Here is a 13,948-nt window from a genome sequence, read left to right as displayed (position 1 = left end):
ATCTCGACATCGTTGACTAACAAAACGGAGCCCGTATGCCACAAGACCGCCTCCACCTCTACACCGACACCCAATTCGCGAGCCCCTACGCGATGTCCGTCTTCGTGACGCTGCGCGAGAAGCGCTTGCCGTTCGACCTTTCGACCATCGATCTGGCGAGCAAAGCAAATCTCGCCGCCGACTACGCGGCCCTTTCAATGACGCGGCGCGTGCCGACTCTGATACACGAAGACTTCGCGCTTTCCGAGTCCTCGGCGATCACCGAGTACCTCGACGAGACTTTCCCGGACACTCCGGTCTATCCGGAAGATCGGCGTCTGCGCGCACGAGCGCGCCAGGTGCAAGCCTGGCTGCGCAGCGATCTGCTGCCGATTCGCGAAGAGCGTTCCACCGAAGTCATTTTCTACGGATCGCGCGGCGGCCCGCTTTCGTCGCGCGCACAGGAAGCGGCTCAAAAACTCTTCGCCGCCGCCGATGCATTGCTTCCAGCCAATTCGCCAAATCTGTTCGGCGAGTGGTGCATCGCCGATATGGACCTCGCATTGATGCTCAATCGCCTCGTGCTGAATGGGGATCCCGTTCCGCACAAGCTCAAGGACTACGCCGCACAACAATGGCAGCGCGCTAGCGTGCAGCAGTGGGTCCAACTGGAGCGTCCAGCGCTATAACTCGATCGGCGTGGCTGCATGCCACGCCGAAAAACCGTCAATAGAAGTGGCAAAGACCAGCAACATATCTGAATAGAGAAACATTAAAAGATGCAGTAAAAGCGAACATTACATTCGCGTTTTATCAGACCGTCGCTGCTCCGCCATTGCCCGATTTCGCGCCCGCTCCCTTTGCTGCCTCACCCGCAGGATGCTGACAACAATCAGCACGATCGCAAGCAATGACAATTCGATGATTGCGGGAATTCGAATGGGATCATGAAACATGGCGGGCCTCCGTCACATGATTTCATCATAGTATGCGGGGAGGGCCGCGCCTGAAGTATTGCGGCGCACCATTGCAATCTTACCGCCGCCAATCCATCAGCGTTTATCCCGCTGGCAAAAAAGAGTGCGAGTGACAAATTGAAAACATTCTGTCACGCAACAACTTACACGAATCAGATAGCCGTCCCTAAACAGATTATTTGCGCTAGAGTACACAAGCGCTCAGTTGGATCGTGAGCCGTCCCGACATTTCAAAGGTGTTATCTGTCACGCTTTTGCTTGCGTGTACTAAAGAAGCACCTGGACTCGTTGAAGACATCGCGCCATGCCATATTTTCCTGTCGCCTACTGTGGTCCCGCGGCTGTCCCCGAGAGCTTGTGGTTGCGCTGGAATACCGATCCGCCATTGCTGGTCGCGCTCGCGGCGCTCGCATGGGTCGTGGCGAGCGGCCGCTCGGCGAATGCACGGGCGGGATGGGGCGCCGTCGCGCTGATGGCCCTCGTGTTCGTGTCGCCGCTTTGCGCGTTGTCGTCGGCATTGTTCTCCGCGCGCGTCACTCATCACGTCATGTTGATCGCTGCAGTAGCTCCACTGCTCGCCCTTGCGTTTCCGTTGCCGCGCCTCGCGTATCCGCCGCTTGTACTCGTGGTCGCAGCGCATGCCGTGATCATCTGGCTGTGGCATGCACCGGGGCCCTATGCGTGGGGACTGTCGAGCGTACCCGGCTACTGGCTGATGCAGATCACTTTGCTTGGCAGTGCATGGCTCATGTGGCGCAGCATCTTCTCGCCGTCGCTGCCGACCGGCCCCGCGCTGATGGCGCTGGTCGCGACGATCGGCCATATGGGTTTGCTCGGCGCGTTGATCGTGTTCGCGCCGGTACCGCTCTACGTCGCGCACTTCGCGACCACCGCCGCGTGGGGACTCACGCCGCTCGCCGACCAGCAACTCGCCGGACTGTTGATGTGGGTACTGGCGATGATCCCTTATCTCGCGGCAGGACTTTCGCTCGTCTGGTCAAGCCTGCGCGTCAGAGAGCCCGCGCTGTGACGACCCTTCTGAAGTTCGTTCATCTGGCCGCGATCGCGATCTGGTCGGGTGGTTTGCTCGTGCTGCCGTATCTGTTCTGGCAGCGTCGCGGGCTCGCGGCCGGCAGCGAGCTCGACCGGCTGCACCGCATCACGCGTCTCGTGTTCGTGGAACTGACCTCGCCCGCCGCTTTCGTCGCGATTGCGAGCGGCACCGTGCTGATTTTTCTGCAGGCCACCTTCGTCGAATGGTTCACCGCGAAAATGGTGTTCGTCGGCATCATGGCGATGCTGCACGTGCTGGCCGGCCTCGTACTGCACGATCTGTATCTGCCCGACGGCCGCTTCAGCCGTGCCTCGGCGATCGCGCTGACCATCGCTTATCTGGTTGTGATTGTCGCGATCATCTGGATCGTGCTGGCCAAGCCCCACATCGACTCGAACCTGCTGGCCCCGCATCTGTTCGAGCCCGGCGGACTTGGCCGGTGGCTGCATCACTCCTTTGGCGAAACGAGAATCCCCACGCCATGATCGAACACGAGCTTGCCCCCATGCCAGCCGGCGAAGCCCGTCATCACCGAGCTGAGCACCGACAGCACGAGCCCATGCGGCAGGATCTCATCGGGGTAGTAAAGACGCACACCCCAGTTCGCTCCCGCGAGCGCGACGAGCGTCATCGCGGCGACCGCATGCGACCAGCTCGCTTCCTTCAGGCGGATGCCGCGCACCAGCAGCAGCTCGGCGGTACCGACCACGCTCGCGGCCACGCCGCTCCAGAACGCGAAGCCGGCGGCCCACAAACCGGCGCGAACCCAGAACGGGTCGCCGGTCCACCAGTAGATCACGTCGACGCCCAACGTCGCGACGACGAACGCGATCGGGAAATGCACCATCATCACGTGAATCGGATGACCGACGAGCGCCACCGCCGAGCCCTTGTCGAGCCGCAACAGCTCGAGCATCACTTCGCTTCGCGTCTCGTTTCCAGGATTACGTTTGTTTGCCATCGTGGTGTGCCCTCGCATCGAATGCCTGGTGCTGCAAACCATCATAGCTGTTTGCGTCTGACGGTCCAAGCCGGATCGCTCGCCGCGTTGTCCGGCTGCAGCGGGCCGCTGTCGACGCTCGAGCCGTCGGGTCCGGCCGCCGCATCGATCGCCGGGCTATGGTGGGTGATGCTGGCCGGCGCCGCGATCCTGTTCGCGATGGTGCTCGTACTGTTTCTGCTGACGGTGTTCCGGCCCGGCTGGGGCTCGCATGTGTCGCCCGCGCGCTGGATCGTGCTCGGCGGTCTCCTGCTGCCCGCGGTGATCCTGATCCCGTTGATCTGCTATGCGCTGTACGCGGGCGAGTTGCTGTTGCCGTTGCGCGCGCACGCGCCCGCGCGCATCGAGGCGATCGCGCAGCAATGGCGCTGGACCTTCCGGTACCCGGAACTGGGCAACGTCGAAACCGACAGCGTGCTGCATCTGCCCGCGCGCACGCCGGTCGACATCGTCGTGACCAGCATGGACGTCGTGCACGCGTTCTGGATTCCGCGCTTCGCGGGCAAGATCGACGCCGTGCCGGGCCACCACAACCTGCTGCGCATCGAGGCCGACGAGCCCGGCCGGTACGCCGGACAATGCAACGAGTTTTGCGGCATCGGTCACGCGGGGATGCACTTCACCGTGATCGTCGATCGTCCGGAAGATTTTCCGGCTGCTGTCAAAAACGCCGCCGCCAACGGGGAGGTGAAGAAATGAGTGTGCCCGTCGAGCCGCCATCACAGGGCATCACCGCGCTGCGGCTGCATCGTCAGCTTGCCGCAATCTGGGCCACCGGGCCGGGCGTGCAGAAGCTCGCCGCGGTCAACCATACAGTTCTCGGCATGCGCATGATGATCACGTCGTTCGTGTTCTTCGCGATCGCCGGGATTCTCGGCATGCTTACGCGCGTGCAACTCGCGACACCGCATGCGGCCTTCATGGACGTCGAGACCTACAACCAGGTCTTCACGATGCATGGATCGATGATGCTGTTCCTGTTCGCGATCCCGATGGTCGAAAGCTTCGCGGTCTATCTGACGCCGAAGATTCTCGGCACGCGCGACTTCGCGTTTCCGCGCCTGACGGCTTACGGCTACTGGTGCTATCTGTTCGGCGGCACGATTCTGACCGTGGCGCTGATTCTGCGCAGCGCGCCCGACGGCGGCTGGTTCATGTACACGCCGCTCAGCTCCAACGTATACACGCCCGGGTTGAACGCCGACGTGTGGCTGCTCGGCATCACGTTCGTCGAGATTTCGGCGCTGTCGCTCGCGATGGAAATCGTCGTGTCGATCCTGAAGATGCGCGCGCCGGGCATGTCGCTCGATCGCATGCCGATCTTCGCCTGGTACATCCTCGTCACGGCGATGATGATGATCGTCGCGTTTCCGCCGCTGATCCTCGGCTCGATCCTGCTCGAGGTGGAGCGCGCGTTCAACCTGCCGTTCTTCGATCCGACGCGTGGCGGCGATCCGCTGCTATGGCAGCACCTGTTCTGGCTATTCGGCCACCCGGACGTCTACATCATCTTCCTGCCGATGGCCGGCGTGCTGTCGACGATGATTCCCGTGTTCGCGCGACGCCGCCTGATGGGGTATCGCGCGATCGTCGTCGCGATCATCGCGCTCGCGTTCCTGAGCTTCGGCATCTGGGTGCACCATATGTTCACGGTGGGCATTCCGCATCTGGCGCTCGCGTTCTTCTCGGCGGGCTCGGCGATCGTCGCGGTGCCCACCGCGATCCAGTTCTTCGCGTGGCTCGCCACGCTGTCGCACGGCCGCCCGCGCTGGGATGTGCCGATGCTGTACATCTTCGGCTTCTTCTTCGTGTTCACATGCGGCGGGCTCACAGGCGTGATGCTCGCGATCGTGCCGTTCGACTGGCAAGCGCACGACACCTACTTCGTCGTCGCGCACATGCACTACGTGGTGGCCGGCGCGCTGGCGTTTCCGATGCTCGCCGCGTTCTATTACTGGCTGCCGCTGCTGACCGGGCGCACCGCCGTGCATAAGCTTTCCGTGCCGGCATTCTGGCTCGTGTTCATCGGCTTCAACATGACGTTCTTCATGATGCACCTGACCGGCCTGCTCGGCATGCCGCGACGCGTCTTCACGTATACCGGCGACGAAGGCTGGAACGGGCTCAATCTGCTGTCGTCGGTGGGCAGCTTCGTGATGACGATCGGCTTCGCGCTCTTCGTGATCGACATCATCGTGCAATTGCGTTTCGGCCAACGCGTGCGGCGCAATCCGTGGCAAGCGACCACCCTCGAATGGGCAATGCCGATTCCGCCCGTACCGTACGCATTCGCGTCGATCCCGCACATCGACGCCGAAACCGAAAAGGTGTCCCCGGGCCAGCTGGCGACCTCGCTCGCACGCGGCGACGGCTACCTCGGTTTCACGCGCAACGGCTGGCAGGAGGCGCTAGGCGTGCATATGACTTCGGGCGAGGCCGAACAGCTGATCGTGCTGCCGAATTCGACGTATCTGCCGCTCGTCACTGCACTCGTGACGGCCGCGGCGGTGCTCGCGATGCTGTTCAAGTTCTATCTGCTGTCGGTCGCATTCGCGTTCGCGACGTTTGGTCTCTTCATCTACGCGGGCCAGAGCGCGGGGCACGCGCGCGATTACGGCGCGCTGCCGGTCGGCCGCGGCGTCAGCGTCCCGCCGCATACCGAAGTGGCCGGTGCGCCGTCATGGCTTTCGATGATCTGCGCGCTGGTCGCGGACGGCACGCTGTTCACGTCGCTGGTCTTCGGCACGTTCTATCTGTGGATCGCCGCGCCGAACTGGCCGGCCGCGGTCGCGCCGCATCCGAACCGTCTGCTCGCGCTCGTCGCGGCCGTCGCGCTCGCGGTGGCCGCAGCCGCCACGCGTGGCTCGTTGCGCGCGGCCGCCGCCGAGCGCAAACCGCACGGCACGATCGGGCTCTGCGCGATCGCGCTGATCGTCGCGCTGGTCGCCTGCGTGATGCTGATCGACGGCGTGACACCGAATCCGCGCGAGCATGCGCTCGGCGCGACCGCGGCGGCGCTGCTCACGTATATCGCGGTTCACGGGGGCGTCGGGCTGCTGTTCCTGATCAGCAACGTGCTGCGTGTCGGCGCGGGCTTCGTTTCCGCGCGACGCCTGACCGATCTGCGCCTTACGCGCTTGTGGATCGATTACACGCTGGCGACGGGCGTCATCGCGCTCGGACTCGTGCTCGCGTTGCCGAGCCTCGTCGCCATGCTGGGAGCCAGACCATGAGCGCGCGTCCGCTTTCGCCGCGTCGGTTGTGGTGGCTCGCCGTCGGCTTCACGATCTGGTGTCTCGCGTTCGTGATCCTGTATGCGCTGCATGCAATTGGCTGCGCGTTCGCGTGGCCGGCCGGCCCGCTGCGCGCGAGTCTCGCGATCATTCTGCTGCTGCATTTGATCGCAATCGGCTGGCTATGGCGCTATCGCGCCGCGACCCGCGACCCTGGGCCCGAACGTATCAGCTCGTTCGTGCATACCGTCGTCGTCTGGACCCTGATCGCGGCGCTGGTCGCGACCGTGATCACGTTCGGGCCCGCTCTGCTGCTCACCACCTGCGTCTGAACGTGCACTGAGCGCGAGGGCGGCCGCCGCACCCCGGCATGGACAAGCACCGACGCAGCCCGCTCGTGCTACTGTTTGGCGGCAAGACCTGGGACTCGTTGACGCTCGGCGAACTGAAGGTGCCGCGCATCCGCTACCATTCCGAGCGCTACGGTTTCGTCGCTTTTCCTCATGCTCGAAGGTTGAATCGATATGCCCTACTTCTTTGGAATTGGTCTTCACGTTTTCATTGCGATCTTTTTCGCCATCCACGCGATGCGCAATAACCAGGGCATCTACTGGCTGTTCATTCTGTTTGCCTTTCCGCTGCTCGGCAGCGTCGTGTACTTCTTCGCGATCTATCTGCCGGGTCTGCGCCATACGCGCGGCGCGCGAGTGGCCACGCAGGCGATCACGCAATTCGTCGATCCGAATCGCGCGCTGCGTGAAGCGCGCGCCGCTTTCGAGCGCGCGCCGACCGTACAGCATCGGATGCGGCTCGGCGAGGCCTTGCTCGCGGCCGGCAATCCGCGCGAAGCACTCGAACATTTCCAGGCCGCGGCGAATGGTCCCTTTGCGAACGATCCCGCGCTACTGCTAGGTCTTGCGCGCTCGCAGTTCGGCCTCGGCAACTACACGGCCGCCGATACGACGTTGGCAAATCTGTTCTCGGTCAATCCGCACGCGCGCAATCAGGGCGAACCGGCGCTGCTGTATGCGCGCACGCTGGCCGCGCTGAACGCGCCCGGCGCACGCGCCGCATTCGAACACTCGCTGACCTGCGCAACCGACGTCGCGGCGCGCTGCCTGTTCGCCGACTGGCTCGCCGCGCAACTGGAAGACGCGGACCGCCGCCGCGCCGGTGCCCTCTACGCGGAAATCGTGCAGGACGCCAAACATTGGCCGCGTCACGCGCGCGAACACAATCGCGAGTGGCTGCAGCGGGCGCAGGCCGCGTTGGCGGCCGGTGCGGCTCGAACCTGAGCATGCCGAGGAGAACATCGATGCGACGCGCAACCCGGTCTTTCGCTTTGGCGCTGTATGCCGCAATGGCGGCGATGGCTTTCGGTAGCGGCGGCGCCTCGACTTCCGCGCAGGCCGCTGGCACTGAGAAGCCGTTCAAATGGCCCGCCTCGTTCGTCGTGCTCGGCGATGGCTATCCGCACTCGGGCGATGTCTGCCGGCGGCTCGGCGAGTCGGCCGCGACCGCGAACTATCTGGACCATATGGCGATGCTGGTCGGTTGCCCAGGTCCGCGCGACAGCGCCGCCGTGCGTGCGATCGTCGAGCACCAGCGGCGCGCGCGCGTGGTCGGCGAAGCGGATGGCGTGACGCTGATTTCCATTTCGACGGAAGGCGCTCAGACCAGTTCGCAGAATGGTCACGCGCCCGTGAAGGAATCGCCGATCAGCGCGAGCGGCACACTGCCATGCGAGCGCGGCAACGGACAGATCAGAACGATGTGCAAGTTCGGCGTCCTGCATAACAGCGATCGATCGACAACGGTCGTGGTGTATTGGCCGGACGGCACGACGCGAGCCATTTTCTTCGCCGTCAACGGCCGTGTGATGGGCACGGCTGCGTCCGCGAACGATCAGCCGACGCCCGGCGACACTCTTACGCGCAAACATGCCGGCATCAATCTGATTTCGGTCGGCAACGAACGCTATGAAATCGAGGACACGATTCTGTCCGGTGGTTGAATTGCGTTGAAGCACATCGGCGCAAGCCATGCGCGGTCGAAGTTCTGATTCGCCGCGCGTCACTTTTCATTTCGATTCCCCTCGCTTCACGACGTCGCGCTGATTCGCCACGGCGCTCGCAATCAGGTCATCGCGGCAGCATGCCGCGTGTGTCGCACCGGCCAAAATATTAGTAATAATTTCGTAAAGCCCGCAAGTATGCGGAATGCTTCTACGGACCGCCGGCCGACGCGGCCGCGTCGGCCTGCTACGCGAACAACCTGATCAATTCGCCGCTCAGTCTCGCGACGCCGGATGCGTGGTTCCAGTCGAACGGCGGCACCGCCGTGCCCGCCACCGACATTTCCGGCGTCAATCTTGGCGCCGCGACGGTCACGAGCACGAATGGTTCGTCCGTGTCGAACATCCACGAAGTGATCCGGGTACAGGGCGGCCAGTCGTACACGTTCACCACCAACGCAACGGTATTCCCCGGCGGCTCGATCCAGACCGACGACCGGAGCGGCACCGAGTTCGGCTGGGTGCTGAACACGAACACCGGCGCGATCGTGCGCGGCACGTGGGGCGCGGGACAAGCAACGGCGCTGAGCGCGGTGAAAGCCGGCAACTGGTGGAAAGTGACGATGACGCTGACCGCACCGGCGGGATCGAACAACGCGCAGGTGTTCATCGATCCGCCGACGTCGAACAGTGCAGGCGTGCGTTCGCAGCAGGCCGCGTATTTGAGCGCGACACATTACTGCCCGAGCCTCGCGATTCTGAGCGGCACGAAGTCGTAATCACGATCAGCGCGACGCAGTTATCGACGATTCGTTGACGCGTCGCGCGATCGAAGGCACACTCGCTCACTATGCAAGCCCTCAGGACCCCCTCGCTCGCAAAGCATCATCATGCGCATACCCGCGTGGGACTCCCTGTGGGGACTCGCATACGCATACGCCGCTAGACATCATTCGCAGCGGCATGCGCGAGAAAGCCCCGCCGGCAACGACGGGGCTTTTTGTTTTCCACGACCTTATCCGCTCATCGAACGAAGGATTGCCGCCATGACGCAGGAAGCACAGACGCCAGCCGTATCGAAGACCTTTGCGACGCCCATCGATCTTTACCGCGCCCTTGCACGTGTGTGGGCCGCCGATACGTCGAGCCCGACTCACGCGTGGTTGTCGACGAATCCGGCGCAGAATCATTGCAGCGTGACGTCTCTGATCGTGCAGGACTGCTTCGGTGGCGAGATTCTGACGACGCGTACGTCCGGCGGCACGCACTTCTACAACCTGATCGACGGCAAGAGATGGGATCTGACCGTCAGCCAGTTTGCCGAGCCGATTCCATTCGACGATACGCGTTCGAGTCGTGAAGCGGCGTTCGCGGATACGTCGCGGGAGAAATATGAACTGCTGAAGTCGAGGCTCGCGGAAAGCCAGCTGAAATAAACACTCAATCGAACACGCGCGGCCGAACCGCATCGATATGCGCTCGGCCACGCCATGTCATCCTCAACCAAGCACTTCCTGCTTCCCCGGAATGCCTTGCCCGCGCAACGAACACCCGCGCGTTTCAGGCACGAAGACCAGCGCAATCGCACCAACGACGCACGCCGCCATCATGTAGTAAGCGGGCACCAGCGCATTGCCCGTATGCGCGACCAGCCATTCGTTCGCCATCGGCGCCGTGCCGCCGAAAATCGACGTCGACACGTTATACGCGATCGCCATCCCCGCGTACCGGACCTGGGTCGGGAACATCGCGGGAAACATCGCCGAGATGCTGGCCAATTGCGGCACGTACAACAGCCCGAGCACCGCAAAGCCGATGAACGCACCGGTCACGCTGAGCTTCATCAGCAGGAACATCGGAATCGCCGCGACGAACAGGCCGACCAGCGAAAACCACCACACGTTCTTGCGTCCGACGCGATCCGAGAACGTGCCCGCAAACGGCAGGAACACCATCATCGCGAGCATGCCGATCAGCGGCACGAGCAGGGACATGTTGTCGCTCATGCCAAGCTGCTTCTGCATGAAGGTCGGCATATAGGCGAGCAGCACGTAGTTGACGACATTCAAAGCAACCACGAGTCCGCCGAGCTGGATCAGCGGTCGCCAATAGTCGCTCAGCAATGCCTTCAGCGTGACGCAGCTATGCTGCTCCTTGTGCATCGTTTCTTCGAGCTCGCGAAAGACCGGCGTGTCTTCGAGCTTGGAGCGCAGATAGAAGCCGATCATGCCGAGCGGCGCCGCAATCAGAAACGGCAAACGCCATCCCCATGCATGCATCGCCGTGTTGCCGAGCGCGACCGAGCAGCCGAGCATCAGAAACGCGCCGAGCGAGAAGCCCGACAGCGTCGCGAACTCGAGGAAGCTGCCGCAAAAGCCGCGCTTCTTGTCGGGCGCGTATTCGGCCATGAAAGTCGCCGCGCCGCCATATTCGCCACCCGTCGAAAAGCCCTGGATCATTCGCAGCACGACGAGGATCGTCGGCGCCCACCAGCCAATGCTTGCGTAAGTCGGCACGAGTCCGACCAGCAGCGTTGCGACCGACATCAGGATGATCGTCAAAGCGAGCACGTGCTTGCGGCCGAGGCGATCGCCGAGCGGCCCCCAGAACAGGCCGCCTAACGGACGCACGAGAAACGAAATAGCGAACGTCGCGAGTGCGAATAACGTAGCCTGTGAAGTGCTGCCGGGGAACAACGCGGCCGAAATGTAACTGAGGCCATAGGCGTAAATACCGTAGTCGAACCACTCGGTTGCATTGCCGAGCGCCGATGCGGCGATCGCGCGTCGCAGCAAGCTGCGCGCTTGCGCCTGCGGTTGCGCGCTCTGCGCGGTCCATGAATGTGCGTAATGCATGTCTCCTCCTGGGATGTCTCTATGCGACACAGGCAACGTCGCCCGAATCCAAGATACCGGCGGCACGCTTCTGCAACGATGTTCTAGGACGATGCAGGCATCGGGGTTTTCCATGAAGCCCGCACTGGATGCGGTAATCGGTACGCGTGCGTCGGCGATACGTCGTGCGCGATCGGGAAAAACAACACGATTCGGGTGCAATGCACGCTTTAAAATTTCAAGCCGTCGTCCGTTCTACCGATAAGCGTTCGAGTGCGAGGCCAACCGGTGAAAGCAGCGCTCTGCATATGTGTCACCGCTTTGTCGATGCCATCGGCAAGGTGTTACGCCGACGCTGCCAGCTATCCGCCATTGCCGGCGCTCAACATCGATATCTCGCAGACCTCCGTCTCCGGCCTCTCGGCGGGAGGGTTCATGGCGGTGCAACTGGCGGTCGCGTACTCGTCGATCATCAAGGGCGTGGGCGTCGTTGCGGCCGGTCCGTACTATTGCTCGCGAAACAGTCTTCTGATCGCCACCACCCGGTGCTCATGCACCATCCGACCGGCGAGCGCCTGCCGGGTCTCGCCTGACAGCACCAATGTGCCACGGCTCGTCTCGATGGCCAGGACGTTTTCGGCCAGTCGCCTGATCGACGATGTCGCCAGGATCATGGGCCAACGAGTCGTCACGATATCGGGAGCGAAAGATGCGACCGTGCCTGCGCCCATCGTCGCCCAGTTGCAGGCGTTCTATGCGGCACTCGGCGTGCCGGCACAGAACATGACTCAAACCGGCATTGCCGATGCGGGCCACACGATGCCCACCATCGACTATGGCGTGGCCTGCGCAAAAAGCGAATCGCCTTTCATCGGCAAGTGCGATGTCGATGGCGCGAAGCAGATACTGGGCTGGATCTACGGACCTGCTCCGCTCGCGCCGCCTGCCGCGGCAACGCCGCCGGGACGCTTCATCCGCTTCGATCAGAGCCGTTATCTACCGGCCAGCCAGCCAGCGAGCTTTCTGCGCAGGACGGGCATGGACGCCACCGGATGGCTGTATGTACCGAGCGCATGCAATGCCGGAGCACCGTGCCGGCTGCACGTTGCGCTGCACGGCTGCCGGCAGGGGCAGGCGTATGTCCCGCTCGGCTCACCGACTGGGCTCCCCTACGGCACCACGTTCGTCCGACACGCCGGCTATACGCAGTGGGCGGACAACAACCGGATCGTCGTGCTATATCCGCAGGCGGTATCGATTCCAATAACCAACCCGAACGGATGCTGGGACTGGTGGGGATATACCGGCCGACATTTCGCCGATCAGCAAGGCGTTCAGATGCGCGCGATCCGCAACATGATCGAACGGCTCACGTCGGGCGCAAGCCACTGAGTGGCTGAAAGCCCAACGTCATTCGTATCAGCGCATCAGCAACGGCAGCGTCATCAAACGCCCCTGCTCCGGCCTCGCGTCGTTCTCGCCGCACAGCCGCAAACACATCCATGCGGTCGCGAGATTGCTGCTGACCACCGGCTTGGCCGTAGCCTCCTCGATTCGCGCGATGATCCGCGCGGCTCGCACAGCGGTGCACGAGATAAACAGCGCGTCGGAGTCCCGCGCCGTCGCTTCGCGCGCAAAGGCGACGATATCGTCGTGCGAAATCCGTGCCATCTCCCGGTCGTCGGTCAAACCGACGCAAGAGAAGCGATCGATCGCGAAGCCTTGTGCGGCAAAGTACTCCGCCATTGGCCCACTCGTTTCGGCGGTGTACGGCGTCAGCACGCTGATACGCCGCGCGCCGAGCGTGTCGAGCGCAGTGACCGCGGCAGTCGTTGGAGTGACCACTCTGGCCGATGGCTTCGCTGCATGAATTGCGCGCTCGATCTGCGCATCACCGATCATCACGGATGCCGACGTGCACGAATACATCACGACGTCGAGCGTTTCGTCGGGCAGGATCAGCGCCGCGGCCGCGGTCAGTGACGGTTGCATCGCGCGCAGATTGTCGGGCCCGACCGGGTTCGCATACGGCACGCGATTCACGTAGATGCCGATCCGCTCGCTCGCAACGAGTGCCGCGAAATCCGGCTCGGTGGTGTGATCGGTCGCGAGAATCACGAGGCCGATACGTTTTTCGAAAGCGCGTTCGATCAAATTCGGCGCGCGCTCGAACTGCCGAATAGTTATTTGCATCGTTCAATGTCCCGGAGCCGGAAAACGCTTTTCAAGGACGCGCACACAGGCCACCGCGATCAGGCTGATGATCAGGAACAGCACGCCGACCAGCGTCATCGGCTCCAGATAGCGGTAATCCGTATTCGCGATGATCTTCGCCTGATTCATCAATTCGAGGACCGTGATCGCCGACAGCAACGGCGTTTCCTTGAACATCGAGATCAGGTAATTGGCGAGCGCCGGCACCATCGGCGGCACCGCTTCGGGCAAGATTACGTGCTGCCAGGTTTGCGCGGGGCTCAGATTGCAGGCCTTCGCGGCCTCCCATTGCCCGCGCGGAATGCTTTCGATGCCGGCGCGATAAACCTCGGCCGCATATGTCGCGTAATGCACGCCGATTGCGAGCACACCGGCCGCGAGCGCCGGCATCCGGATGCCGATGTCGGGCAGCACGTAGAACACGAAATACAGCTGCACCAGCAGCGGTGTGCCGCGAATAAAGCTCGCAATCGCCGATGTGCCGCGCGACACCAAGCGATTCGGTGCGAGCCGCAAGATGGCTATCACCATGCCGACCACGGCGGCCACTACCGCGCCCAGCAAGGTAGCCAGCACGGTGATCTCCAGCCCTTGCAGCAGCAGCGGCAGAATCTCGCGCACGAAGCTCCAGTCCCATTCCATA

16 protein-coding genes are annotated in these 13,948 nt (G+C 63.0%); 11 read left to right on the top strand and 5 right to left on the bottom strand.

Features of this window, described 5'->3' with window-relative positions; all coding sequences use genetic code 11:
- Positions 1-35: 35 nt before the first annotated feature.
- Positions 36-668 (top strand): glutathione transferase, encoded by a 633-nt coding sequence (yfcF, locus tag AB4Y34_RS07125; protein ID WP_176378655.1) that lies wholly within the window; start codon positions 36-38, stop codon positions 666-668.
- A 108-nt stretch (positions 669-776) separates the two neighbouring features.
- On the opposite strand, the gene AB4Y34_RS07120 is transcribed toward yfcF, so the two are convergent.
- Positions 777-935, bottom strand: a complete 159-nt coding sequence (locus AB4Y34_RS07120; RefSeq protein ID WP_176106876.1) for a hypothetical protein — start codon at positions 933-935, stop codon at positions 777-779.
- A 325-nt stretch (positions 936-1,260) separates the two neighbouring features.
- On the opposite strand from AB4Y34_RS07120, the gene AB4Y34_RS07115 reads away from it, so the two are divergent.
- Both AB4Y34_RS07115 and AB4Y34_RS07110 read left to right on the top strand, forming a co-directional pair.
- Complete coding sequence (locus AB4Y34_RS07115; protein ID WP_255208713.1) at positions 1,261-1,986, top strand: cytochrome c oxidase assembly protein; 726 nt, start codon at positions 1,261-1,263, stop codon at positions 1,984-1,986.
- Positions 1,983-2,495: a CopD family protein gene (locus AB4Y34_RS07110; RefSeq protein WP_368715630.1), complete on the top strand. Its 513-nt coding sequence runs from the start codon at positions 1,983-1,985 to the stop codon at positions 2,493-2,495. Before AB4Y34_RS07115 ends, AB4Y34_RS07110 begins: the two co-directional genes overlap by 4 nt.
- Here AB4Y34_RS07110 and AB4Y34_RS07105 read toward each other — a convergent pair.
- The gene (locus AB4Y34_RS07105) at positions 2,459-2,971 is read right to left on the bottom strand and encodes a DUF2231 domain-containing protein (protein WP_368622869.1); all 513 of its coding nucleotides are present in this window, start codon (positions 2,969-2,971) and stop codon (positions 2,459-2,461) included. The two genes, AB4Y34_RS07110 and AB4Y34_RS07105, sit on opposite strands and share 37 nt — an antisense overlap.
- A gap of 51 nt (positions 2,972-3,022) precedes the next feature.
- Between AB4Y34_RS07105 and coxB the strand changes: the two genes are divergently transcribed.
- The 7 genes from coxB (at position 3,023) to AB4Y34_RS07070 (ending at position 9,693) form a co-directional block, all read left to right on the top strand.
- Positions 3,023-3,709, top strand: coding sequence for a cytochrome c oxidase subunit II (coxB, locus tag AB4Y34_RS07100; protein ID WP_368715629.1), 687 nt, complete (start codon positions 3,023-3,025; stop codon positions 3,707-3,709).
- Positions 3,706-6,243 (top strand): cytochrome c oxidase subunit I, encoded by a 2,538-nt coding sequence (gene ctaD, locus AB4Y34_RS07095; RefSeq protein WP_368715628.1) that lies wholly within the window; start codon positions 3,706-3,708, stop codon positions 6,241-6,243. The genes coxB and ctaD overlap by 4 nt, the downstream gene beginning before the upstream one ends.
- Positions 6,240-6,575, top strand: a complete 336-nt coding sequence (locus AB4Y34_RS07090) for a hypothetical protein (RefSeq protein WP_368715627.1) — start codon at positions 6,240-6,242, stop codon at positions 6,573-6,575. The genes ctaD and AB4Y34_RS07090 overlap by 4 nt, the downstream gene beginning before the upstream one ends.
- A 192-nt stretch (positions 6,576-6,767) precedes the next feature.
- A complete protein-coding gene (locus tag AB4Y34_RS07085; protein WP_368715626.1) occupies positions 6,768-7,538 on the top strand; it encodes a tetratricopeptide repeat protein in 771 nt (256 codons plus the stop codon).
- A gap of 20 nt (positions 7,539-7,558) precedes the next feature.
- Positions 7,559-8,257: a hypothetical protein gene (locus AB4Y34_RS07080; RefSeq protein WP_368715625.1), complete on the top strand. Its 699-nt coding sequence runs from the start codon at positions 7,559-7,561 to the stop codon at positions 8,255-8,257.
- A 326-nt stretch (positions 8,258-8,583) separates the two neighbouring features.
- Positions 8,584-9,036, top strand: coding sequence for a hypothetical protein (locus AB4Y34_RS07075; protein WP_368715624.1), 453 nt, complete (start codon positions 8,584-8,586; stop codon positions 9,034-9,036).
- Between the two features lie 267 nt (positions 9,037-9,303).
- Positions 9,304-9,693, top strand: a complete 390-nt coding sequence (locus tag AB4Y34_RS07070) for a hypothetical protein (RefSeq protein ID WP_176378662.1) — start codon at positions 9,304-9,306, stop codon at positions 9,691-9,693.
- A gap of 63 nt (positions 9,694-9,756) precedes the next feature.
- Here the strand turns inward: AB4Y34_RS07070 and AB4Y34_RS07065 are convergent, their stop codons facing one another.
- The gene (locus AB4Y34_RS07065; protein WP_368715623.1) at positions 9,757-11,112 is read right to left on the bottom strand and encodes an MFS transporter; all 1,356 of its coding nucleotides are present in this window, start codon (positions 11,110-11,112) and stop codon (positions 9,757-9,759) included.
- Between the two features lie 306 nt (positions 11,113-11,418).
- Between AB4Y34_RS07065 and AB4Y34_RS07060 the strand changes: the two genes are divergently transcribed.
- Entirely contained in the window at positions 11,419-12,483 is a 1,065-nt protein-coding gene (locus AB4Y34_RS07060) for a poly(3-hydroxybutyrate) depolymerase (RefSeq protein ID WP_368715622.1), read from the top strand.
- A 27-nt stretch (positions 12,484-12,510) separates the two neighbouring features.
- On the opposite strand, the gene eutA is transcribed toward AB4Y34_RS07060, so the two are convergent.
- Positions 12,511-13,284, bottom strand: a complete 774-nt coding sequence (eutA, locus tag AB4Y34_RS07055; RefSeq protein ID WP_368715621.1) for an ectoine utilization protein EutA — start codon at positions 13,282-13,284, stop codon at positions 12,511-12,513.
- A gap of 3 nt (positions 13,285-13,287) precedes the next feature.
- Positions 13,288-13,947, bottom strand: a complete 660-nt coding sequence (gene ehuD, locus AB4Y34_RS07050; protein WP_368715620.1) for an ectoine/hydroxyectoine ABC transporter permease subunit EhuD — start codon at positions 13,945-13,947, stop codon at positions 13,288-13,290.
- Position 13,948 lies beyond the last annotated feature (1 nt).

Origin of the sequence: Paraburkholderia sp. BR10954 (assembly GCF_040965775.1) — a bacterium.
Lineage (GTDB): Bacteria > Pseudomonadota > Gammaproteobacteria > Burkholderiales > Burkholderiaceae > Paraburkholderia > Paraburkholderia youngii.
Note: the sequence above shows the minus strand (reverse complement) of the source record. Positions and strands in the feature narration are given on the sequence as shown.

Coding starts and splice junctions, on each gene's coding strand:
- eutA (WP_368715621.1), bottom strand. CDS start 13,284: ATGCAAATAACTATTCGGCAGTTCGAGCGCGCGCCGAATTTGATCGAA.
- AB4Y34_RS07065 (WP_368715623.1), bottom strand. CDS start 11,112: ATGCATTACGCACATTCATGGACCGCGCAGAGCGCGCAACCGCAGGCG.
- AB4Y34_RS07070 (WP_176378662.1), top strand. CDS start 9,304: ATGACGCAGGAAGCACAGACGCCAGCCGTATCGAAGACCTTTGCGACG.
- AB4Y34_RS07120 (WP_176106876.1), bottom strand. CDS start 935: ATGTTTCATGATCCCATTCGAATTCCCGCAATCATCGAATTGTCATTG.
- yfcF (WP_176378655.1), top strand. CDS start 36: ATGCCACAAGACCGCCTCCACCTCTACACCGACACCCAATTCGCGAGC.
- ehuD (WP_368715620.1), bottom strand. CDS start 13,947: ATGGAATGGGACTGGAGCTTCGTGCGCGAGATTCTGCCGCTGCTGCTG.
- AB4Y34_RS07090 (WP_368715627.1), top strand. CDS start 6,240: ATGAGCGCGCGTCCGCTTTCGCCGCGTCGGTTGTGGTGGCTCGCCGTC.
- AB4Y34_RS07105 (WP_368622869.1), bottom strand. CDS start 2,971: ATGGCAAACAAACGTAATCCTGGAAACGAGACGCGAAGCGAAGTGATG.
- AB4Y34_RS07085 (WP_368715626.1), top strand. CDS start 6,768: ATGCCCTACTTCTTTGGAATTGGTCTTCACGTTTTCATTGCGATCTTT.
- AB4Y34_RS07080 (WP_368715625.1), top strand. CDS start 7,559: ATGCGACGCGCAACCCGGTCTTTCGCTTTGGCGCTGTATGCCGCAATG.
- ctaD (WP_368715628.1), top strand. CDS start 3,706: ATGAGTGTGCCCGTCGAGCCGCCATCACAGGGCATCACCGCGCTGCGG.
- AB4Y34_RS07060 (WP_368715622.1), top strand. CDS start 11,419: ATGCCATCGGCAAGGTGTTACGCCGACGCTGCCAGCTATCCGCCATTG.
- AB4Y34_RS07115 (WP_255208713.1), top strand. CDS start 1,261: ATGCCATATTTTCCTGTCGCCTACTGTGGTCCCGCGGCTGTCCCCGAG.